This is a genomic window from Paracoccus sp. S-4012, from assembly GCF_009674885.1.
In the GTDB taxonomy this organism is placed as follows: domain Bacteria; phylum Pseudomonadota; class Alphaproteobacteria; order Rhodobacterales; family Rhodobacteraceae; genus Paracoccus.
This window is the reverse complement of sequence record NZ_WKKA01000006.1, coordinates 183,405-204,821: the sequence shown is the minus strand read 5'-3', so window position 1 is coordinate 204,821 and position 21,417 is coordinate 183,405. Positions and strand designations below refer to the sequence as shown.

23 protein-coding genes are annotated in these 21,417 nt (G+C 70.9%); 11 read left to right on the top strand and 12 right to left on the bottom strand.

What is annotated here, in order from left to right:
• Positions 1–34: 34 nt before the first annotated feature.
• Entirely contained in the window at positions 35–343 is a 309-nt protein-coding gene (locus tag GI374_RS10380) for a DUF1153 domain-containing protein (RefSeq protein ID WP_154336993.1), read from the bottom strand.
• A gap of 169 nt (positions 344–512) precedes the next feature.
• Here GI374_RS10380 and mnmA point away from each other — a divergent pair, with 169 nt between their 5' ends.
• Positions 513–1,679, top strand: a complete 1,167-nt coding sequence (gene mnmA / locus GI374_RS10375) for a tRNA 2-thiouridine(34) synthase MnmA (RefSeq protein ID WP_154336992.1) — start codon at positions 513–515, stop codon at positions 1,677–1,679.
• On the opposite strand, the gene lpxB is transcribed toward mnmA, so the two are convergent.
• The 10 genes from lpxB to GI374_RS10325 form a co-directional block, all read right to left on the bottom strand.
• Positions 1,616–2,749, bottom strand: a complete 1,134-nt coding sequence (gene lpxB / locus GI374_RS10370) for a lipid-A-disaccharide synthase (RefSeq protein WP_229583087.1) — start codon at positions 2,747–2,749, stop codon at positions 1,616–1,618. The genes mnmA and lpxB overlap by 64 nt on opposite strands.
• Before the next feature lie 56 nt (positions 2,750–2,805).
• Positions 2,806–3,576 carry an LpxI family protein gene (locus GI374_RS10365; protein WP_154337057.1) on the bottom strand — a complete coding sequence of 257 codons (771 nt, stop codon included), beginning with the start codon at positions 3,574–3,576 and terminating at the stop codon, positions 2,806–2,808.
• Positions 3,577–3,590: 14 nt separating this feature from the next.
• Positions 3,591–4,391, bottom strand: coding sequence for an acyl-ACP--UDP-N-acetylglucosamine O-acyltransferase (lpxA, locus tag GI374_RS10360; protein WP_154336990.1), 801 nt, complete (start codon positions 4,389–4,391; stop codon positions 3,591–3,593).
• Positions 4,372–4,869, bottom strand: a complete 498-nt coding sequence (fabZ, locus tag GI374_RS10355) for a 3-hydroxyacyl-ACP dehydratase FabZ (protein WP_154336989.1) — start codon at positions 4,867–4,869, stop codon at positions 4,372–4,374. Before fabZ ends, lpxA begins: the two co-directional genes overlap by 20 nt.
• 63 nt (positions 4,870–4,932) lie before the next feature.
• A complete protein-coding gene (ribD, locus tag GI374_RS10350; RefSeq protein ID WP_154337056.1) occupies positions 4,933–5,961 on the bottom strand; it encodes a bifunctional diaminohydroxyphosphoribosylaminopyrimidine deaminase/5-amino-6-(5-phosphoribosylamino)uracil reductase RibD in 1,029 nt (342 codons plus the stop codon).
• A gap of 17 nt (positions 5,962–5,978) precedes the next feature.
• Positions 5,979–6,440, bottom strand: a complete 462-nt coding sequence (gene nrdR / locus GI374_RS10345; RefSeq protein ID WP_154336988.1) for a transcriptional regulator NrdR — start codon at positions 6,438–6,440, stop codon at positions 5,979–5,981.
• Positions 6,441–6,617: 177 nt separating this feature from the next.
• Positions 6,618–7,826, bottom strand: a complete 1,209-nt coding sequence (locus GI374_RS10340; protein ID WP_154337055.1) for a beta-ketoacyl synthase — start codon at positions 7,824–7,826, stop codon at positions 6,618–6,620.
• A gap of 14 nt (positions 7,827–7,840) precedes the next feature.
• Positions 7,841–8,116, bottom strand: a complete 276-nt coding sequence (locus GI374_RS10335; protein WP_154336987.1) for an acyl carrier protein — start codon at positions 8,114–8,116, stop codon at positions 7,841–7,843.
• Positions 8,113–9,213: a UDP-3-O-(3-hydroxymyristoyl)glucosamine N-acyltransferase gene (locus tag GI374_RS10330; protein ID WP_154336986.1), complete on the bottom strand. Its 1,101-nt coding sequence runs from the start codon at positions 9,211–9,213 to the stop codon at positions 8,113–8,115. Before GI374_RS10330 ends, GI374_RS10335 begins: the two co-directional genes overlap by 4 nt.
• Positions 9,214–9,282: 69 nt before the next feature.
• A complete protein-coding gene (locus tag GI374_RS10325) occupies positions 9,283–10,872 on the bottom strand; it encodes a murein L,D-transpeptidase (protein WP_229583067.1) in 1,590 nt (529 codons plus the stop codon).
• A gap of 351 nt (positions 10,873–11,223) precedes the next feature.
• Between GI374_RS10325 and GI374_RS10320 the strand changes: the two genes are divergently transcribed.
• On the top strand, positions 11,224–11,781 hold the full coding sequence (locus tag GI374_RS10320) for a DUF882 domain-containing protein (protein WP_154336984.1): 558 nt from the start codon (positions 11,224–11,226) through the stop codon (positions 11,779–11,781).
• Between the two features lie 176 nt (positions 11,782–11,957).
• Complete coding sequence (locus GI374_RS10315; protein WP_154336983.1) at positions 11,958–13,310, top strand: MATE family efflux transporter; 1,353 nt, start codon at positions 11,958–11,960, stop codon at positions 13,308–13,310.
• Positions 13,311–13,313: 3 nt separating this feature from the next.
• On the opposite strand, the gene GI374_RS10310 is transcribed toward GI374_RS10315, so the two are convergent.
• On the bottom strand, positions 13,314–13,892 hold the full coding sequence (locus GI374_RS10310; protein ID WP_229583085.1) for a TetR family transcriptional regulator C-terminal domain-containing protein: 579 nt from the start codon (positions 13,890–13,892) through the stop codon (positions 13,314–13,316).
• Between the two features lie 148 nt (positions 13,893–14,040).
• Between GI374_RS10310 and GI374_RS10305 the strand changes: the two genes are divergently transcribed.
• The 8 genes from GI374_RS10305 (at position 14,041) to GI374_RS10270 (ending at position 21,337) form a co-directional block, all read left to right on the top strand.
• Positions 14,041–15,366, top strand: a complete 1,326-nt coding sequence (locus tag GI374_RS10305; protein WP_154336981.1) for an aspartate aminotransferase family protein — start codon at positions 14,041–14,043, stop codon at positions 15,364–15,366.
• A complete protein-coding gene (locus tag GI374_RS10300; protein ID WP_154336980.1) occupies positions 15,366–15,674 on the top strand; it encodes a cupin domain-containing protein in 309 nt (102 codons plus the stop codon). The genes GI374_RS10305 and GI374_RS10300 overlap by 1 nt, the downstream gene beginning before the upstream one ends.
• 57 nt (positions 15,675–15,731) lie before the next feature.
• Entirely contained in the window at positions 15,732–17,000 is a 1,269-nt protein-coding gene (locus GI374_RS10295; protein WP_154336979.1) for a Zn-dependent hydrolase, read from the top strand.
• A gap of 82 nt (positions 17,001–17,082) precedes the next feature.
• Positions 17,083–18,534, top strand: a complete 1,452-nt coding sequence (hydA, locus tag GI374_RS10290; protein ID WP_154336978.1) for a dihydropyrimidinase — start codon at positions 17,083–17,085, stop codon at positions 18,532–18,534.
• On the top strand, positions 18,531–19,220 hold the full coding sequence (locus tag GI374_RS10285) for an SDR family oxidoreductase (RefSeq protein WP_154336977.1): 690 nt from the start codon (positions 18,531–18,533) through the stop codon (positions 19,218–19,220). Before hydA ends, GI374_RS10285 begins: the two co-directional genes overlap by 4 nt.
• 17 nt (positions 19,221–19,237) lie before the next feature.
• Entirely contained in the window at positions 19,238–20,041 is an 804-nt protein-coding gene (locus tag GI374_RS10280) for an ABC transporter ATP-binding protein (protein WP_154336976.1), read from the top strand.
• Complete coding sequence (locus tag GI374_RS10275; protein WP_154336975.1) at positions 20,034–20,477, top strand: GNAT family N-acetyltransferase; 444 nt, start codon at positions 20,034–20,036, stop codon at positions 20,475–20,477. Before GI374_RS10280 ends, GI374_RS10275 begins: the two co-directional genes overlap by 8 nt.
• Complete coding sequence (locus tag GI374_RS10270) at positions 20,474–21,337, top strand: ABC transporter permease (RefSeq protein ID WP_154336974.1); 864 nt, start codon at positions 20,474–20,476, stop codon at positions 21,335–21,337. The genes GI374_RS10275 and GI374_RS10270 overlap by 4 nt, the downstream gene beginning before the upstream one ends.
• Positions 21,338–21,417: the final 80 nt, after the last annotated feature.

Sequence of the window (21,417 nt, the reverse complement as noted above, 5' to 3'; positions counted from 1 at the left end):
CCGATCTGCATAAACGCAAATCGTTAACAGCAGGTTACTTGGAGCACGGAGAATCGCCGGTGGCAATCAGGGGTTGTCTGTAGCGCTGCAATGCGGTGATCCGCAGGGCGGATTTGCCATGCATCTGGAAGGCTTTCGCCCAACCGTCGAACTCCTCCTCCGAGAGATCGTAGCAGGCGATCGCTTCGTCGCGCGTCAGAAGCCCGCTGGCGACGGCTGCGACCACCGCGGCCTTGCGGCTGGCGACCCAGCGGGTGTCGGGGGGCGGCAGGTCGGCAAGGGTCAGGACGCGGCCGCCGGGCAGCGTCACGGCGCGGGGCGCGGTCGTTCGTCGCAGGAACATGGCCATGGCCTTTCATCTTCTGTTCCTGCCTGTCTAACCGCGCCGGCTTAATCCGCGATTGCGATTTCCCGGAGAATTCGACGCGTCGGCTTGTTTCCCGCAGCCGTCTTCCTATAATTTTAGGCGTCTTCCGCTCGCCAACGGGCGGGCCGCGCCTTAGGTTTCCCGCATGACCATCGCCACCGATCCCCGCCGCATCGCGGCCGACCTGAATTCGCTGGGCTTCGCAAAGCCGCCGGCCGAGACGCGGGTGGTCGTCGCCATGTCGGGCGGCGTCGACAGCTCGGTCGTGGCCGCGATGCTGGCCGGGCAGGGCTATGACGTGATCGGGGTCACGTTGCAGCTTTACGACCACGGCGCAGCGCTCGCGAAGAAGGGCGCCTGCTGCGCCGGACAGGACATCCACGACGCCCGGCGCGTGGCCGAGCGGCTGGGCATCCCGCATTACGTCCTCGACTATGAGAACCGCTTTCGCGAATCGGTGATGGAGGAGTTCGCCGAAGCCTATCTGGGCGGCGCGACCCCGGTGCCCTGCATCCGCTGCAACGAGCGGGTGAAGTTCCGCGACCTGCTGGGCACCGCGCGCGAACTCGACGCGGACTGCATGGCGACCGGCCACTACATCCGCCGCCTCGACGGGCCGGGCGGGCCGGAGTTGCACATGGCCGCCGATTCCGCGCGCGACCAGAGCTATTTCCTGTTCTCGACCACGGCGGAGCAGCTGGAGTTCCTGCGCTTCCCCTTGGGCGGGCTGGCGTCGAAGGCCGAGACGCGGGCGCTCGCCGCCCGCTACGGCCTGGCGGTGGCGGAGAAGCCGGACAGCCAGGACATCTGCTTCGTGCCGAACGGCGACTATGCCTCGGTGATCGAGAAGCTGCGGCCGGGCGCGGGCGAGCCGGGCGAGATCGTGGACATGGACGGCACTGTGCTGGGCACCCATCAGGGGGTGATCCGCTACACGATCGGCCAGCGGCGCGGGCTCGGGATCGGCGGGCTGGCGGAGCCGCTCTATGTCGTGCGGCTCGACCCGGTGCGGCGGCAGGTGGTGGTGGGGCCGAAGGCCGCACTCGCCACGCGGACCGTCCCGGTGGGCGAGGTGAACTGGCTGGGCGACGGTGCATTCGGCGACGCAAGTGAGCGAGAGATCGCGGTTCGCGTCCGCTCCACCCGGCCGCCCGCGCCGGCGATCCTGCGGCCCACGGGCCCGCGCACCGCCGAGGTCGAGTTGTTGACCCCCGAGGAAGGCGTCAGTCCCGGCCAGGCCTGCGTGTTCTACGAGGCGGGCGGGACGCGGGTGCTGGGCGGCGGCTGGATCTCGGTCCGGCGCTCCAAGTAACCGAGGACGGATCGGGCGGCGCGCAGGCCGGGCGGCGCGCCATCCTCGCCGAGGCGCTGCATCGTCAGGCGCATCGCAGCCTCCTGTGCGGCGCGGGCGGAGGGGTCGGTCAGAAGCCGGTCGAGGGCCGCGGCGAGCGCCTCGGGCTGGCAGGCGCGGCCGAGGAATTCGGGGACGGCGCGGGTCTCGGAGACGAGGTTCACCAGCGTTGCGGTGTCGGTCCTGAGCATCCGGGCGATGATCGCGCGGGTGAGCGGGGCGAAGTCGTAGCCGATGACCATCGGCACGCGGTTCGCCGCAAGCTCGAGGCTGACGGTGCCGGAGGCGGCGAGGGCAAGATCGGCGGCGGCGAAGGCGGCGCGCTTGGCATCGGCGCCCTCGACCACCACCGCGCCCCAGTCGCCGGCCATGACGCGGACCAAGGATGCGACGCCCGGCAGGGTGGGCACCACCGCTGCCAGGCCGGGGTGGCGGGAACGCAGCCGCCGCAGAGCGTCGCCGAAGCGCGGGCCGAGGCGCGTGACCTCGGTGCGGCGGGAGCCGGGGAGCATCAGCAGCAGCGGCGCATCGGCGGCGATACCGTGGGCGAGGCGGAAGGTGGCGGCCTCGGCGGCCGTCGCGCGGGGCTGCGCCACGACCGGGTGGCCAACGAAATCGCAGGACATCCCCGCGGCGTGCATCAGCGGCGGCTCGAACGGCAGAAGCGCGAGGACGTGGTCGATCACTTCGGCCATCTTCGCCGCCCGGCCGGGGCGCCAGGCCCAGACCGAGGGGGCGACATAGTGAATCGTCGGCAAGTCGGGCCATGCCGCGCGGGCGCGGCGGGCGACGCGGAGGCCGAAGTCGGGGGCGTCGATGGTGACAAGGGCGTCGGGTCGGGTCTCGGCGACGGCGGTCGCGGTCTCGGCGATGCGGCGCTTCAGCGCGCGGTAGCGGGGCAGCACCTCCCAGAGGCCCATGACGGTCAGTTCGGCCATCGGGAAGCGGCTGGCGAGGCCCTCGGCGGCCATTGCCTCGCCGCCGATGCCGTCGAAGCGGATGCCCGGCGAGAACTCGCGCAGGCCCGCCATCAGCGCCCCGCCAAGCGCGTCGCCCGAGGGCTCGCCCGCGATCAGGAACAGGCGCGTCACGGCACCGCGGCGAGGAACAGCCCCGCCGCTTCGGCCGCGGCGATAGTCGCCCTGCGGTCGATCAGGACCACGCCCCCGGCCTCCCAGCCGATCCCGGCGAGGCGGGCGGCGGCGGCCTGCGCCACTGTTTCCGGGCCGACGGCAGGCAGGTCGATGCGGCGGTCCTGCCCCGGCTTCGGCGCCTTCCAGAGGACGCCGCCGCGGCCTTCGGGGCGGGTGCGGGCGACGAAATCCAGCATCGCCTCGGTCCCCGGCAGCGTCTCGACCGCGAGGCAGAGGCCGCGCGCGACGACCGCGCCCTGGCCGATGTCGAGATGGCCGAGGCCCGCCACGATCTCGCGCGCGCGGGCGAGGTCGGCGTCGTCCCCCGGGCCGGGCCGCCCGGCCAGCATGCCCGCGCCCGGCACCAGATGCGGCGCGAGGTCGGCCACGCCCGCAATGGCAAGCCCCGCCTCCTCGAAGAGCGCGATCACCTCGCGTAGCGTGGCGTCGTCGCCCTGCTGCATGGCCATGGCGATGCGCGGGACCAGCATGGCGGTGCGCGGGTCGAAAGCCTCGGGGTCGAGCGGCGGGCGGCGGACGAGACCTGCGAAGACCACGCGCTCGACGCCGCGGTCGAGGAGCGAATCCATGAACGGGACCAGCCGTTCGAGGCGGAAACTCTCGGCGGCGAGGCCGTCCGGGGCGAAGCCGTCGAGCGCGGCGATCAGCGGGTCGTCCAGCACGGCTGCCAGCTCATGCGGCAGCCGGCCGGTCCCGGCGATCATGGCGGTGCGGCCGGTCACGCCCCCCCTCCGGGCGTAAGAAAACTGCGGTCGCTGGGCCCGAGGATGAAGTCGAGCACCTCGCGCTCGCGCGCGGTCAGGTCCTCGGCCCCCGCCCGCTCGCGCGCGCCCTCGCGGAAATTGCCCTGCCCGAGTCCGGCCAGCATCGCGCGCAGCGCGGCGATCTCGCCCCGCCCAGTGCCGCGCCGCCGCAGGCCGACGAGGTTGAGCCCCGCCAGTTGTGCCCTCGGCCCCTGCACCAGCCCGTAGGGGATCACGTCCGCCGTCACCATGCTGAGTGCGCCGATCATCGCCCCCTGCCCGATGCGCACGAACTGATGCACGCCCGAGAGCCCGCCGACGATCGCATCGTCGCCGACCTCGACATGCCCCGCAAGCGCCACATGGTTCACCAGGATCACCCGGTCGCCGACGCGGCAGTCATGCGCCACATGGCAGCCCACCATGTAGAGCCCGTCATCGCCCACCTGCGTCAGCCCGCCGCCGCCCTCGGTGCCGGGGTTCATCGTCACATGCTCGCGGATGCGGTTGCGGGCGCCGATGACGAGGCGGCTGGCCTCGCCGCGGTATTTCAGATCCTGCGGCGCCGTGCCGAGCGTGGTGAAGGGATAGACGACGGTGCCCGCGCCGATCTCGGTGTCGCCCTCGACCACGACATGGCTTTTCAGAACGACGCCCTCGCCGAGGCGCACCTGCGGGCCGATCACGCAGAACGGGCCGATGGTGACGCCCGCGCCGATCCGCGCGCCGTCGCCGATCACCGCCGAGGGGTGGATCTCAGCCCGCGCGCCCGACATCGCCCGCGACGTCCAGCATGGCCGTGAACTCGGCTTCGCAGGCCAGTTGCCCATCGACGCTGGCCCGGCCCGCGAATTTCCACACCTTGCCGCCGCCGCGCTTCACCTCGACATCGAGCTGCAGCACGTCGCCGGGCACGACCATGCGGCGGAAGCGGCAGTTGTCGATGGCCATGAAGTAGACGAGCGCCTCCTTGTCCATCAGGTCGACGCTGAGCGAGACCAGCACCGCCGAGGTCTGCGCGAGCGCCTCGACGATGGTGACGCCCGGCATGATCGGGCGGGCCGGGAAATGACCCTCGAAATGGGGCTCGTTGGCAGTGACGTTCTTGATGCCGGTCGCGCGCTCGTGCGGGACGATGCCGATGACCTTGTCGATGAAGAGGAAGGGATAGCGGTGCGGGATCAGCCGCTTGATGAGCGCGAGGTCGGCCTCGGTCGCCACGGGAGCGGTCTCGGTGGGGGCGGTCTCGGCCATCGGCGGTCCTTTCGTCGGGTGACGGTTCGGTAATGCCGCCAGCGGGCGCTGGCAAGGCGAGGGTCAGGCGGGGCGCCAGACGGAGACGAGGTCGGGACCGGCGGCGAAGCTGCGGATCAGGCGGAAGCGCCGGGCGTCGGCGAGGCGCGACAGCGCCAGCAGGCCGACGCCCGGCCGCCCCTCGGCGCCGAGCGCGAGGCCCGCCTGCATCACCACCAGCTCGTCCACCAGCCCCGCCGCGAGAAGCCCCGCGGCAAGCCGCCCGCCGCCCTCGCAGAGCACGCGCGTGAGCCCCCGCGCGCCAAGCGCCGCAAGCGCGGCGCGCAGGTCGAGACCCTCGCCCGCAACCGGCACGGCGATTCCGCCGGAGCCGGCCATCGCCGCGCCGCCGGGGCCGTGGAGATGCCAGACCGGTGCACCCTCGGGCAGCGGCGGGACGGCCCCGCGGGCCAGCACGATCCGCAACGGCTGCGCGACCTCGCCGAAACCGCGCACGTCCAGGCGCGGGGCATCGGCGCGCGCGGTGCCGCCGCCGACCAGTACCGCATCGTGCGTAAACCGCAGCAGGTGAACGCGATGCCGCGCGGCCTCGCCGGTGATCCACCGGCTCTCGCCCGAAGACGTGGCGATGCGACCGTCGAGGCTGAGCGCGAGCTTCAGCGTGACCATCGGCCGGCCCTCGGTCACGCGCAGCAGGAACCCGCGATTGACCTCGGCCGCGCCCGCCGCGCGGATGTCCTCGACCACATCGATCCCCGCAGCGCGAAGCATGGCATGGCCGCGCCCCGCCACACGCGGATCGGGATCGGTCAGCGCCGTCACCACCCGCGCCACACCGGCCGCAATCAGCGCCTCGGCGCAGGGCGGCGTGCGGCCATGATGCGCGCAGGGCTCGAGCGTCACGAACGCCGTGGCCCCGCGCGCCGCCCCACCCGCCTGCGCGAGCGCCACCGCCTCTGCATGTGGCCGCCCTCCCGGCCGGGTCCAGCCGCGCCCGACCACGACGCCGTCCTTCACGATCACGCAGCCAACCGCCGGATTCGGCCAGACCTGCCCCAATCCCCGCCGCGCGAGGCGCAGCGCGTGGTCCATCGGGCCGGTGAGACCGGTCACTCGCTCGTCTGCGGGCGCAGCTCGCTCACGAAGCGGTCGAAGTCATCCGCCGCCTGGAAGTTCTTGTAGACGCTGGCGAAGCGGACATAGGCGACGGTGTCGATCCGGGCCAGCGTCTCCATTACGATCTCGCCTATGGTCGCGCTCGGAATGTCGGTCTCGCCCATCGACTCGAGCCGCCGAACAATGCCCGAGATCATCTGGTCGATGCGCTCATGCTCGATCGGGCGCTTCTGCATGGCGATGCGGATCGAGCGCGAGAGCTTGTCACGGTCGAAATCCTCGCGGCGGCCGGTGGACTTGATGACCACGAGATCGCGCAGCTGCACCCGCTCATAGGTGGTGAAGCGGCCGCCGCAGGCCGGGCAGAAGCGGCGGCGGCGGATGGCGACGTTGTCCTCGGCCGGGCGCGAGTCCTTCACCTGTGTCTCGGTGTTGCCGCAGAACGGGCAGCGCATCTCAGCCCCTCATCTGGACCGGGGCGCGCTCCCCGGCCCGATTACTATGGCTGCGGCAGAGGCGTAGGGGAAGGCCCGCCAGCCATCCACAAGATGCTGACCGCCGCCTGTTGCTCCGCTGCCGCTTCTTCTGTCCAGAAATATCCTGCGGGGGTCCGGGGGCGCAAAGCCCCCGGTTCACGCGCGCTTCAGCGCCAGAACCGCGTTCAGCCCGCCGAAGGCGAAGGCGTTCGACAGCACCGCCCCGACCTTCGCCTCGCGGGCCTCGTTCGGCACCACGTCGAGGGCGCATTCCGGGTCCGGCTCCTCGTAGCCGATGGTCGGCGCGATCACACCGTCCCGCAGCGCCATGATGCAGGCCAGCAGCTCCACCGCGCCGGTGCCGCCGATGACATGGCCGTGCATGGCCTTGGTCGAGGAGATCATCACCCGGTCGGCGTGAGGGCCAAAGGCGTGCGCTACGGCGGCGCATTCGGTCTTGTCGTTGGCGGCCGTGCCGGTGCCGTGGGCGTTGATGTAGCCGAAGGTTTCCGGGGCCAGGCGGGCGTCGGCCATCGCGCCGGCGATGGCGCGCTCGGCGCCCTGGGCCGAGGGCATGACGATGTCGGCGGCGTCGGCGGTCATGGCGAAGCCCACGACCTCGGCCAGGATCTCGGCCCCGCGGGCGCGGGCGTGGTCCCAGTCCTCGAAGACGAACACCCCTGCCCCCTCGCCCTGCACCATGCCGTTGCGGTTGGCGCTGAAGGGGCGGCAGGCATCCTTCGACATGACGCGCAGCCCCTCCCAGGCCTTGACGCCGCCGAAGACCAGCATCGCCTCCGACCCGCCGGTCAGCATCACCTTCGCCGCTCCTGCGCGGATCATCTGGAAGGCCAGTCCCATCGCGTGATTGGCGCTGGCGCAGGCGGTCGAGACCGAGAAGGCCGGCCCGCGCAGCCCGAACTCCATGCTGACATGGCTGGCGGCCGCGTTGTTCATCAGCTTCGGCACGACGAAGGGATGGACGCGGTTCTTGCCCTCCTCGTAGACGACGCGGTAATTCTCGTCCCAGGTGTTCAGCCCGCCGCCCGCGGTGCCAAGGACGACGCCCGAGCAGAGGCCGAGCTCGCCCTGAAAGCTCAGGCCGGACTGCGCCACCGCCTCCTTCGCCGCGAGCAGCGTGAACTGGGTGAAGCGGTCGTAGAGGGTGATCTGCTGGCGGTTGAAATGCGCCTGCGGGTCGTAGCCGCGGACCTGCGCGCCGATCTGGATCGTCAGCCGCTCGACGTCGCGGAACTCCAGCTGGCCGATGCCGCAGCGCCCCTCGCGGAAGGCTTCGAGCGTCGCGGGCACGTCGTGGCCGAGGGCGTTGATGGTGCCCGCGCCGGTGATCGCGACACGGCGCAACCCGGCCTGCCCGCTCACGCGCGCTCCTTCGCTTCGACCAGCGACTCGACCGCCGCGACGATGGCGCCGACCGAGGAGATGTCGAACTCGGACTTGTCCGGCTCGTTGGCGTTGAACGGCACCGAGACGTCGAAGGCTTCCTCGATGGCGAAGATCGACTCGACGAGGCCGAGGCTGTCGATGCCGAGGTCCTGCGGCGTCATCTCCATCCGCACCTCGCTGGGGTCGAGCATCGCCTGCTCGGCGATGATGGCGGTGATGCGCTGCCGGATGCGTTCGCGTTCGTTCATGACTGGTCTTCCTTGTCGTCCGGATCCTGCGGGGCGCTGCCCTCCAGTGCGGCAACCCGCTGGAACAGGCGCGGCAACCGGCGCAGCGCCTTGCGTTGCGCGATCTCGGTTTCCATCCGCACGGCGGGGCTGCCGAGGATCACCCGACCCGCGGGCACGTTGGAATAGATGGTCGTGCCGCCGCCGGCGACCACGTCGTCGCCGATGAAGATGTTGTCGCTGACGCCGACCTTGCCGCCGAGCACGACGCGGTCGCCGATGCGGACCGAGCCGGCGATGCCCGCCTGCCCCGCCAGCAGGCAGTCGCGCCCGATCTCGCAGTTGTGGCCGACCTGCACGAGATTGTCGATCTTGGTGCCGTCGCCGATCCTCGTCGCGCGGATGGTGCCACGATCAATGGTCGCGTTGGCGCCCACCTCGACCTCGCGACCCAGCTCGACCGTCCCGAGCGAGTGGATGCGCAGCCACGGCTGCTCGGTGGCCGCCTCGCCGCGCCGTCCGAGGCTGCCGCGCGCCTGCTCCACCCCCGATTCGCGCTCGGTCACGAAGGCGAAGCCGTCGGCGCCGATGACCGCGCCGGGGTGGAGGATAAGCCGGTCGCCCGCGGTGACGCGCGCTCCGACACGGGCGCCCTCGAGGATCATGGCGTCGGCGCCGATGCGGGCGCCGGTTCCTATGGACGCGTGGGAGGCGATCCGTGCGCGCTCGCCCAGCACCACGCCCGCGCCGATGACGACGAAGGGACCGATGGCGGCGCCGGGGCCGATCTCGGCTGAGGCGTCGATGACCGCAGTCGGGTGGATGCCGGGGGCGATCGCCGGGCCGGCATCGAAGACCCGCGTCAGCCCGGCCATCGCCAGCCGCGGCCGCGGCGCGAAGACCGCCGCGCGCAGGCCGAGCGCCTCGGGGTCCATCCCTTCCGCGATCAACGCGACGGCGCCGGGTTTCAGCGCCGTGGCGTAGCGGGAGCCGAGCGCGAGGGCGATCTCGTCGGCAGCGGCCGCGGCGGGTTCGGCCGCGCCGCGCACGACCGCCCCGGCGTCGCCCCAGTGGCGCGCGCCGAGCGCGGCGGCGAGATCGCCGATCGTGGTCTGCATGGCCGCATGTCCCCTTGATCCGGCGTCCGTCTAACCCCTCCGGCCGACCGAATCCAGCCGCGCCACCTGTCAGTCGGCCGAGGCGAGCTCCGACGCCGCGTCCGGCGGCGCGAGCGCCGCCTCGAGCGCGGCCCAGAGGGCGGCGTCGCGGCCATAGACGTCGCGATAGTGGCGGATCGTGCCATCGGCGTCCGGCAGCGTGGTGAAATAGACGAGGTGGATCGGCACCGTCGGCTCGAGCGTCAGGTAGCGTTCGCGCCCGCTCTGCAGCGCGCGTGCGAGCATGCCCGCCGGGTCGTCGGTCTGCTTCGACAGCAGCGCGCGCGCGAGGTCCATCGGGTCGGCCACCCGCACGCAGCCGTTCGAGAACGCCCGCCGCCCCTCGCGGAACAGCCCCTTCGAGGGCGTGTCGTGGAGATAGATGTTCCACGGATTCGGGAACAGGAACTTGACCAGGCCGAGGGCATTGCTGTCGCTCGGCTTCTGGCGCAGGCGGTAGGGGAAGTTGGCGGCGGTGTAGCGGCTGAAATCGATCTGGTCGCGCGGGATCACCTTGCCGGAGGCGTTGATGACATCGAGATGCGCGACCGCATGGCGGTTGGCCTGCAACCGCGGCAGGTAGTCGCGCACGATCATCGAGCGCGGCACCGTCCAGGTGGGATTGGCCACGACGTAGAGCATCCGGTCCGAGAACTCGGGCGTCTGCATGTCGGGATCGGTGGTGCCGACCACGACGCGGGTCTGGAACACCTCGCGCCCCTCCTCGACGATCTCGGCGGTATAGGCAGGCGTGTTCACCCAGATGTGCCGCGCGCCGCCCTCATCGAGGTCGTCGGGCAACCAGCGAAGCCGCTCCATCGCCATCAGCAGCTCGCGCGGGCCATGGCCGGGAGGGGCGTTGAGGCGGCGGATGGTCTGCGGCCCGGCGACGCCGTCGATGGGCAAGCCGGCGGCGGTCTGAAACGCGCGGACCGCATCCGCGAGCGCGTCGTCGTAGAGGGCCGGGTCGGCCGCGTCAGTGGCGAAGCCGGTGGCGGCGAGGCGGTGGCGCAGGGCCGCGACCTCGGGCGCGCGCGTGACCGGACGCCAGAGGCCCTCCGGCGCCGGCGGCGTTCCCTCGGGGGCGGCGAGCCCGCGAGCCTCGCTCAGCGCCTGCTGCAGCACAAGGTATCGCCGGTCGGCCGGAATCGCGCGGGCGAGGACGGCGGCCGGATTCGTGGCAACGGCGAAGTCGCGCAGCAGCGCCGCGGCGTCGGCCCCCTCGCCCCGCCGCTTGATCGCCGGATCGACGCGGCGCGGGTCCAGCAACCCGGCCGACATGTCGTGGACCCAGGCCGAGAAGATCCCGGCCATCAGCCGCTCGGCCGCGGGATCGCTGCCGTCGCGGTCGAGAAGGCCGCGCAGCGCCTCGGGCTGGTAGCGGGCGGGCGGCAGGCCGTGGTCGGCGGCGCGGGTGACGGTCGCGAGCAGCGCCTCGCGCCGGGGGCGCGCCTCGGGGCCGGTGAAGACCGGCTCGAGGTCGTTGCCGCCGTAGAAGGCGGCGAGGGCCGGATCGGCGGCGACGCCGCGGGCGAAGGCGATCTCGGCCGGGGTGAAGTCGAGGCGCGGGGCCGTCGCCGCCTGCAGGGGCGCCGCAAGAACGCCAAGACCAAGACTCAACCACAGAATGATTCGACTCGAATCGCGCAGACGGGTGGAGTGCGAGGGGGAACGGTTCGTGTTCATGTCCCCAGGGTGCGCTCCGGGCGTGTGGCGGGTCCAGTCACAGCTCCGCCAAGCGTTGCATTTGCGCCGTCCACCTGCGTTCCCGGCGCAACAAACCCGGATTTTGTTGCCCGGTTGCACCATGTGATCGGCGGAAGGATGCCGATCGACCCGCTCGACCGCCCGGTCATCCACCGAATGGTTCCGCCGCTAACGGAATGGTGACATAGTCGGTGCAAGTTCCGAAAACGGGACAGCCGCTCGCGGGTGGCGCAACCAAGAAGAACAGCGGACAGGCGATCTGACATGACCACCGACATCTCCCGACGCGGGCTTCTGGGCATCTTCGCGGCGACCACGGTCGCGGCTGCCCCGGTTGCCGCCAACGCCTTCGGCATCCTGCGCGGCGCGGGCAACTACCGCCGCATCAGCATGTATTCCGGCCGGACCGGCGAAAGCATCGACACGGTCTACTGGGTGGACGGCAAGTACATCCGCGACGCGCTGAATGAAATCAACATCTTCATGCGCGACTGGCGGACCGGCACGATGGTGGGGATCGACCCGCGCACCATCGACATCGCCACCGCCTCGCAGCGCCTGCTGGGCACCAATGAGCCCTACATGATGCTGTCGGGCTACCGCTCACCGCAGACCAACAACATGCTGCGCAGCCAGTCGGGCGGCGTCGCGCGCAACTCGCTGCACATGGTCGGCAAGGCGGCGGACCTGCGGCTGAAGTCGCGCTCGGTCGCGCAGGTCTCGAAGGCCGCGATCTCCTGCAACGCAGGCGGGGTCGGGCGCTATTCGGGCTCGAACTTCGTCCATATGGATTGCGGCCCGGTCCGCACTTGGGGCGCCTGAGCGCCGGCACCTCCAGCCTCCGGTCCCATCACGGCCCCGCCCCTTGGGCGGGGCCTTGGCTTTTCGGCCCCGCCTTGCCGTCCCGCCGCGCCGGGCCTATCAGCATCCGCATGAACCGGGGCACCGTCCCCACCCCGCCTCGCCCTGACCGCAAGGCACCGCGAGGTCCCGACGCCATGAGCCGCCGCCCGCAGTTCCAGACCGGCCCCCTCTGGCGGGCCTTCCTGGTCTTCCTGCTGCCGATGATGGCGCAGAACATCCTGCAGTCCCTCTCGGCCACGTTGAGCGCGATCATCGTCGGCCGCTCGCTCGGCACCCTCGATCTCGCCGCGGTCGCCACCTTCCTGCCGGTGGTGATGTTCTTCATCGCCTTCATGATCGGGCTCTCGGCCGGATCAAGCGTGCTGGTGGGCCAGGCCTTCGGCGCCGGACGGATGGAAATGGTGCAGCGCGTCGCGGGCACCTCGATCGGGGTGACGCTGGGCCTCGGCGCGGTCATCGCGGGCGTGGGGGTCTTCGCCGCTCCCGCGATTCTCGACCTGCTGGGCGTCCCGCCCGACATCCGCACCGATGCCATCGCCTATGCGCGGGCGATGTTCGTGATGATGCCGGCGCTGTTCTTCTACGTCCTCGGGGCCTCGCTTCTCCGGGGCATGGGCGACACGATGCGGCCGCTGGCGATCCAGGCGCTGGCGACGCTGCTGACCGGGGTGCTGGTCTGGCTGCTGATCACGCAGACGCCGCTCGGCGTGCGCGGCGCGGCCTACGGGCAGGGGCTCGCGCAGATCGCCGGGGTCGTGGCGCTGGTCCTGTGGCTGCGCGCCGTGCGTCACCCGCTGGCGCTGAACCGGGCGCTGCTGGCGCGGATGCGGCCCGATCCGAAGCTGCTGCGGCAGGTGCTGCGGCTCGGGCTGCCGACGGCGGTGCAGATCGTGGCGGGTTCGCTCTCGGCGCTGGTGATCGTGGGGCTCGTAAACAGCTTCGGCTCGGACGCGACCGCGGCTTATGGCGCCGTGAGCCAGGTCCAGAACTACGTCCAGTTCCCGGCCCTATCGATCGCCATCGCCGCCTCGATCTTCGGCGCGCAGATGATCGGCGGCGGCCGCAGCGACCGGCTGGGCGAGGTCATCCGCACCGCGATGGTGATGAACCTCGTGCTGACCGGCAGCCTGGTGGCGCTGGCGCTGATCTTCTCGCGGCCGGTGGTGGCGCTTTTCATCACCGATGCCGGTGTCGTGGACCTCGCGCAGCGACTTCTGCACATCGTGATCTGGTCGTCGCTGATGTTCGGGGCCGGGACGATCTTCTCGGGCGTCATGCGGGCGAGCGGGACGGTGCTGGCGCCGATGCTGATCGCCGTGGGCTCGATCTTCCTGGTCGAGCTGCCGGTGGCGGTCTGGCTCTCGGGCCGGATCGGCCTGCCGGGCATCTGGTGGGGCTATGTCGCGGGCTTCGGGGCGCTGATGCTGGGACAGGCGGCGTGGTACTGGTTCGTCTGGCGCAAGCGGACGATCACCTCGCTGGTCTGAGGCTCACCGCGCCAGCACCCGCCCGTAGAACGCCGCCAGAAACCCCTCCGCCTCCGCCCAGGGGTCGCGTTCCGGCCCGAGAACGGCGCGCGCCTGCACCTCGAAATCGGCATAATGCTGGGTCAGCGCCCAGACCGACATGACGAGGTGATGCGGGTCGAGATCCGGGGTTAGGCGGCCCTCGGCCTGCCAGCGGGCGATCACCGCGGCCTTGTCGTCCACCATCCGCTTCAGCGGCCCGGCCAGCGTGTCGCCAAGACGCGGCGCGCCCTGGAAGATCTCGCTGGCGAAGAGGCGGCTCTCGCGGGGCATGTCGCGCGACATCCGCAGCTTGCGCGAGACATAGGCCAGCAGTTCGGCGCGCGGGTGGCCCTCGGGGTCGAGTTGCGCCAGCGGCGCGAGCCAGGTCTCCAGCAGTTCGGTCAGGAGCGCCGCGTGGATTGCCTCCTTGGAGGCGAAGTAATAGAGCAGGTTCGGCTTCGACAGACCCGCGATCTCGGCGATGCGGTCGAGGGTCGCGCCGGAGAAGCCGCGCTCCGAGAAGGCGTCGAGGGCGGCGTCGAGGATGCGCTCGCGGTTCATCCGCTGGATGCGGCTCAGGGGCGCGCTCTCCTCGCCAGCATCGCGCACCCATCCGCCCCCTGCACCGCCGACAGCGCTTGACTGCCCCTGCCCCGCTGGTAGCTTCCCCCTGACCATCCGGTCAAGATTTGTGGGGAGGAACGGGCAGATGGCCCTCGATCGCAAGCCGGCGCCGAACGACCTCAGCGCCTTCTGGATGCCCTTCACCGCGAATCGGCAGTTCAAGGCGCAGCCCCGGATGCTCGTGGAGGCGAAGGACATGCACTACACGGCCGCGGACGGGCGGCAGGTGCTGGACGGGACCGCGGGCCTGTGGTGCTGCAACGCGGGCCATTGCCGGCCCAGGATCACCCGCGCGATCAGCGAGATGGCCGGGACGCTCGACTACGCGCCCGCGTTCCAGATGGGCCATCCCACGGCCTTCGAATTCGCCAACCGCCTCGTCGACATCGCCCCCGAGGGGATGGAGCACGTCTTCTACACAAACTCTGGCTCCGAGGCGGTGGACACGGCGCTGAAGATCGCGCTCGCCTATCACCGCGTACGCGGCGAGGGGCAGCGGACGCGGCTGATCGGGCGCGAGCGCGGCTATCACGGCGTCGGGTTCGGCGGCATCTCGGTCGGCGGGATCGTGAACAACCGTCGCTTCTTCGGCAGCCTGCTGAACGGCGTGGACCACCTGCCCCATACGCACCTGCCCGAGAACCGCATGGCCCGCGGCCAGCCCGAGCACGGCGCGCATCTGGCCGACGAGCTGGAGCGGATCGTGGCGCTGCACGGGGCCGAGACCATCGCCGCGGCGATCGTCGAGCCGATGGCGGGCTCCACCGGCGTGCTGCTGCCGCCGAAGGGCTACCTCGAGCGCCTGCGCGAGATCACCCGCAAGCACGGCATCCTGCTGATCTTTGACGAGGTCATCACCGGCTTCGGCCGCCTCGGCTCGCCCTTCGCAGCGCAGCATTTCGGCGTGACGCCCGATCTCATCACCTGCGCCAAGGGTCTCACCAACGGCGTGATCCCGATGGGCGCGGTGCTGGCGACGGCCGAGATCCACGACGCCTTCATGCAGGGCCCGGAGCACGTGATCGAACTGTTCCACGGCTACACCTATTCCGGCAACCCGATCGCCTCCGCCGCCGGTCTCGCCACGCTCGAAACCTATGCCGAGGAAGGGCTGCTCACCCGCGCCTCGACACTGGCGCAGCACTGGGAGGACGCGCTGCACGGCCTCGCCGACCATCCGCATGTCATCGACATCCGCAACATGGGCCTGATCGGCGCCGTGGAGCTGCAGCCGATGGACGGCGCTCCGGGCAAGCGCGCCTTCGACGCCTTCGTCAAGGCCTTCGAGGCCGGCATCATGATCCGCATCACCGGCGACACCATCGCCATGAGCCCGCCGCTGATTGTCTCGGAGGCGCAGATCGACGAGCTTGTGGGCACGCTGGGACAGGTGCTGAAGGACATCGCCTGATGCGCGGCTGCACGGCCACGCTGCAGATGGAAGACGAGCGGGTGCGCGTCACCCGCTACGACTTCGAGCCGGGCGGCGAGACCGGCTGGCACGTGCACGAGATGGAATACGTGATCGTCACGCTGACCGACTGCCCGCTCAGGCTGGAACTGCCGGGTGGCGAGACGAGGGACAGCACCATCCCCGCGGGCGCGAGCTACACGCGGCCGAAGGGGACCGAACACAACGTCATCAACGCGGGCGCGGCGCCGATGAGCTTCGTCGAGGTGGAGCTGAAGGCCCTGCCCGACGCCGCCCCCGTGGGCTGACGACCGACCACCCGCCGACCGCCCGGAAAAGAGGCGGCGGCCCGACAGGAGAGCGACATGACCACCCCCGCCACCGGGCCGGCGCCGGCCGCCAACATGCGCGTCAACCCCGACCGTCTGTGGGACTCGCTCATGGAAATGGCGAAGATCGGCCCCGGCATCGCCGGCGGCAACAACCGCCAGACCCTGACGGACGAGGACGGCGAGGCGCGGCGGCTGTTCCAGTCCTGGTGCGAGGCCGAGGGCATGGCGATGGAAGTCGACCGCATGGGCAACATGTTCATGCGCTTCGAGGGCGCCGACCCCGAGGCCGACCCGGTCCATATCGGCAGCCACCTCGACACCCAGCCAACCGGGGGCAAGTATGACGGGGTGCTGGGCGTGCTCGCGGGCCTCGAGGTGGTGCGTTCGATCAAGGACATGGGCCTGAAGACCCGGCGGCCGATCGTGGTGGTGAACTGGACCAACGAGGAGGGCACCCGCTTCGCCCCCGCGATGCTCGCCTCCGGCGTCTATGCCGGGGCGATCGAGGAGGGCTTCGCCAACGACCGCGAGGACGCCGAGGGCAAGCGCTTCGGCGACGAGCTGGAGCGGATCGGCTGGAAGGGCGAAGCTAGGGTCGGCGGGCGGCCGATGCATGCGATGTTCGAGTATCACATCGAGCAGGGCCCGATCCTCGAGGCCGAGGGCAAGCAGATCGGCGTCGTGACCCACGGGCAAGGGTTGCGCTGGATCGAATGCACGGTGACGGGCAAGGCCAGCCACACCGGCTCGACCCCGATGCGGATGCGGAAGAACGCCGGGCGCGGCATGGCGCGACTGATCGAGCTGGTCCACGAGATCGCGATGAAGCACCAGCCGAACGCCGTGGGCGCGGTGGGGCACATCGAGATCCATCCGAACAGCCGCAACATCATCCCCGAACGCGCGGTTTTCACGGTAGATTTCCGAAGCCACCAGCTCGACGTGCTGACCGCGATGGTGGCGGAGTTCGAGGCTCGCGGCCTTGGCCTCTGCGAGGAGATCGGGGTGACGCTGGAGACCGGGATCGTCGGCCAGTTCGACCCGCCGGAGTTCGACAAGGCCCTCGTCGCGCGCGTCCGCGAGTCGGCCGAGCGGCTGGGCTACTCGCACATGGATATCGTCAGCGGAGCGGGCCACGACGCCTGCTGGATCAACAAGGTCGCGCCGACGGTCATGATCATGTGCCCCTGCGTGGACGGGCTGTCGCATAACGAGGCGGAGGAGATCTCGAAGGAGTGGGCCTCGGCGGGGGCGGATGTGCTGCTGAATGCGGTGCTGGAGACGGCGGAGGTGGTCGGGTGAAGCTCAGCGTCAGGCCGCGGGGGCGCTGCCCCCGCACCCCCGGGATATTTGGATCAAGGCGAAGAGAGGAAGGGCGCGCGAGATGAGCACGGTCATACGAAACGGCACCATCGTCACCGCCGACCTCACCCAGAAGGCCGATGTCCTGATCGAGAACGGCCGCATTGCCGCCATCGGCCAGGGGCTGACCGGCGACGAGGTCATCGACGCGACCGGCTGCTTTGTGATGCCGGGCGGGATCGACCCGCATACGCATCTCGAGATGCCGTTCATGGGCACCTATTCCGCCGATGATTTCGAGAGCGGGACCCGCGCCGCGCTCGCCGGCGGCACGACCATGGTGATCGACTTCGCCCTGCCCGCGCCCGATCAGGGGCTGCTGGACGCGCTGAAGATCTGGGACAACAAGACCGCCCGCGCGCATTGCGACTACTCCTTCCACATGGCCGTGACCTCGTGGAGCGAGCGGATCTTCGATGAAATGCCGAAGGTGATCGAGCGCGGCATCACCAGCTTCAAGCATTTCATGGCCTACAAGGGCGCGCTGATGGTGAACGACGACGAGATGTTCGCCTCGTTCCGCCGCGTGGGCGAGCTTGGCGGCATCGTCATGGTCCATGCCGAGAACGGCGACGTGGTGGCCGACCTCTCGGCCCGGCTGCTGGCCGAGGGCAACACCGGCCCCGAAGCGCATGCCTATTCGCGCCCGCCGCAGGTGGAGGGCGAGGCCACCAACCGCGCCATCATGATCGCCGACATGGCCGGCGTGCCCCTCTATGTCGTTCACGTCTCCTGCGAGGATTCGCATGAGGCCATCCGCCGCGCGCGCCAGCAGGGCAAGCGGGTCTGGGGCGAGCCGCTGATCCAGCACCTGACGCTCGACGAGAGCGAGTACTTCAACAAGGACTGGGACCACGCCGCCCGCCGGGTCATGTCGCCGCCCTTCCGCAACGCCAAGCATCAGGAGAGCCTCTGGGCCGGGCTGATGTCGGGCTCGCTCTCGGTGGTGGCGACCGACCACTGCGCCTTCACGACCGAGCAGAAGCGGACCGGGATCGGCGATTTCACGAAGATCCCGAACGGCACGGGTGGCCTCGAGGACCGGATGCCGATGCTCTGGACGCACGGGGTCGCCACCGGCCGGCTGACGCCGAACGAGTTCGTGGCCGTGACCTCGACCAATGTCGCCAAGATCATGGGCTGCTATCCGCGCAAGGGTGCGGTGCTGGTCGGGTCGGACGCCGATCTGGTCGTCTGGGACCCGGAGGCCGAAAAGACGATCAGCGCCGGGACGCAGCAGTCGGCGATCGACTACAACGTGTTCGAGGGGCATCAGGTGAAGGGCCTGCCGCGCGTCGTCCTCAGCCGCGGCAAGGTCGCATTCCGCGAGGGCAGGATCGAGACGCCCGAGGGGCATGGCGAATTTGTCGCCCGTGAGCCGCGCGGCAGCGTCAACCGGGCGCTCTCGGAATGGAAGGCGCTGACCGCGCCGCGACCGGTCGAGCGGACCGGCATCCCGGCGAGCGGCGTATGAAGGTCGCGCTTCTCACCGCCGCCGGCTCCGGCATGGGCGCCGCCTGCGCGCGGCGGCTGGCCGGGGACGGCTGGGCGGTCGCGATCCTGTCGCCCTCGGGCAAGGGCGAGGCCCTCGCGCGCGAGTTGGGCGGAGTCGGCATCACCGGGTCGAATGACAGCGACGAGGATATTGCCCGGCTGGTGAAGGCGGCGGTGGACCGCTGGGGGCGGATCGACGCACTCGTGAACTCGGCCGGGCATGGGCCGCGGGGGGACGCGCTGCAACTCTCGCCCGAGGACTGGCACAAGGCGATGGACGTCTATTTCCTCTCGGCCATCCGCCCGGTCCGCACCGCGCTGCCGCATTTGGGTTCGGGCGGGGCGATCGTGAACATCACCAGCTACGTGGCCGAGGACCCCTCGGCGCTCTACCCGACCTCTTCGGCGATGCGCGCCGGGCTGCACGCCTGGGCGAAGCTGGCCGCCGAGAAGCTGGGCGGGCGCGGCATCCGCATCAACAGCGTGGCGCCGGGCTTCATCGAGTCGATCCCGCAGCCGCCGGAGCGGATCGCGGGCGCGGCGATCCCGCGGATGGGGCGGGTGGAGGAGGTCGCCGGGGCGGTCGCCTTCCTGCTGTCGGACGAGGCGGCCTACATCACGGGTCAGGTGCTGCGCGTCGATGGCGGGCTGGGGCGCGGGTTGTGAACGCGACGGCCGCCCAGATGGACCCTGCCCCGGCACCCGCGCCGGCAGCAGCCGTGATCGCGGCGCGCAATCTCGACCTCACCTTTCAGACCCGCGACGGGCCGGTGCAGGCGCTCAAGGGCGTGGACCTCAGCATAGGCCGCGGCGATTTCGTCAGCTTCATCGGCCCCTCCGGTTGCGGCAAGACGACGCTCCTGCGCTGCATCGCCGCGCTCGAGCAGCCGACGGGCGGCAGCCTGACCGTCAACGGCATGAGCGCCGACGAGGCCCGCCGCGCCCGCGCCTATGGCTATGTCTTCCAGGCGCCGGGCCTCTACCCGTGGCGGAGCATCGCCGGGAACATCTCGCTTCCGCTCGAGATCATGGGTTTCGGCAAGGCCGACCGGCGCGAGCGGATCGCGCGGGTGCTCGATCTTGTGGAGCTCACGGGCTTCGGCGGCAAGTATCCGTGGCAGCTCTCGGGCGGGATGCAGCAGCGCGCCTCGATCGCCCGCGCGCTCGCTTTCGACGCCGACATCCTGCTGATGGACGAGCCCTTCGGCGCCCTCGACGAGATCGTGCGCGACCGGCTCAACGAGGCGCTGCTGGCGCTGTGGGAGAAGACCGGCAAGACCATCGCCTTCGTCACCCATTCGATTCCGGAGGCGGTCTATCTCTCGACCCGGATCGTGGTCATGTCCCCCCGCCCCGGCCGCATCACCGACGTGATCGAGAGCCCCCTGCACCGCCACCGGCCGCTCGAAATCCGGGACTCGGCCGAGTTCATCGCCATCGCCCAGCGGGTCCGCGAGGGGCTGCGCGCCGGGCATTCCTATGACTGAGGCGATCCTGCGCCCCGCCCGCGCCTTTGACGCCGCGCCCTGCGCCGCCATCGTGGAGGCGTGGATCGAGGCGTCCCGATGGATGCCGCGGGTGCATCCGCCGGGCAGCATCGCCGCGCTGTTCCGGCAGGCGATCTGGCCGCGGAGCGAGGTGACGGTGGCCGAGGTGCAGGGCGAGGTCGCGGGCTTCGTTGCCCTCGATCCCACGGGTTATGTCCACGCGCTTCATGCTGCCGCCCCCGGCAGCGGAATCGGGCGGCAACTCCTCGACGCCGCCAAGGCGCGCGCGGGGTCGCTGTCGCTCTGGACCTTTGAGGCCAACACTCACGCCCGGCGCTTCTACCTGCGCCAGGGTTTCCGCGAGGGGCGGCGCAGCGAGGGTGACAATCCCGAGGCGCTGCCGGATGTCGAATACCTCTGGCGCGCCGCGGCATGAGGCATGTCGTCCCGGTCCTGACGGTCCTCGGCGTCATCGTGGCGATCTGGTATGCCGCCGCCATCGGCATGAACGCGCGGTGGGAGCGCGATCAGGCGGCGCGAGCGGGGGAGACGATCACCTGGGCCGAGATCGTGCCGCGCACGATGAGCCAGGAGCGCCCGATCCTGCCCGCCCCGCATCAAGTCGGGGCTGGCCTCTGGGACGGGATCGCCGGGCAGGCCGTCACCTCGCGGCGCAGCCTCGTCTGGCACGGATGGGTCACGCTCTCGGCCACGCTCGCGGGCTTCGGGGTCGGCACCGCGGCGGGGATGCTGTTGGCGGTCGGGATCGTGCACAGCCGGGTGATGGACCAGTCGGTGATGCCCTGGGCGGTGGCGAGCCAGACGGTCCCGATCCTCGCCATCGCGCCGATGGTGATCGTGGTGCTGGCTTCGCTGGGCGTGAAGGGACTGCTGCCGAAGGCGGTGATCTCGGCCTGGCTGTCGTTCTTCCCGGTGCTGGTCGGCATGGTCGCGGGGCTGAGGAGCCCTGACGGAATGCAACTCGACCTGATGCGCTCGTGGAACGCCTCGCCGTCGCATGTCTTCTGGCGCCTGCGTCTGCCCTCGTCGCTGCCCTGGCTCTTCGCCTCGCTGAAGGTCGCCATCGCCGCGGCGCTTGTCGGCACCATCGTGGGCGAGTTGCCCGCCGGCGCCACGCAGGGCCTCGGCGCGCGGCTGCTCTCGGGCAGTTACTACGGCCAGACGGTGCAGATCTGGGCCGCGCTCTTCACCGCCGCGATCCTCGCCGCCGCGCTCGTGATGCTGCTCGGCGCGGTCGAGCGGCTGACGTTGCGCCGCATGGGGCTGGCGCGATGAGGCGGCGCGCGGGGCTGTTGCGGCTCGCGGCCGTGGTGCTGCTGCTCGGCTTCACCTGGATCGCCTCGCCCGCGCTGCTG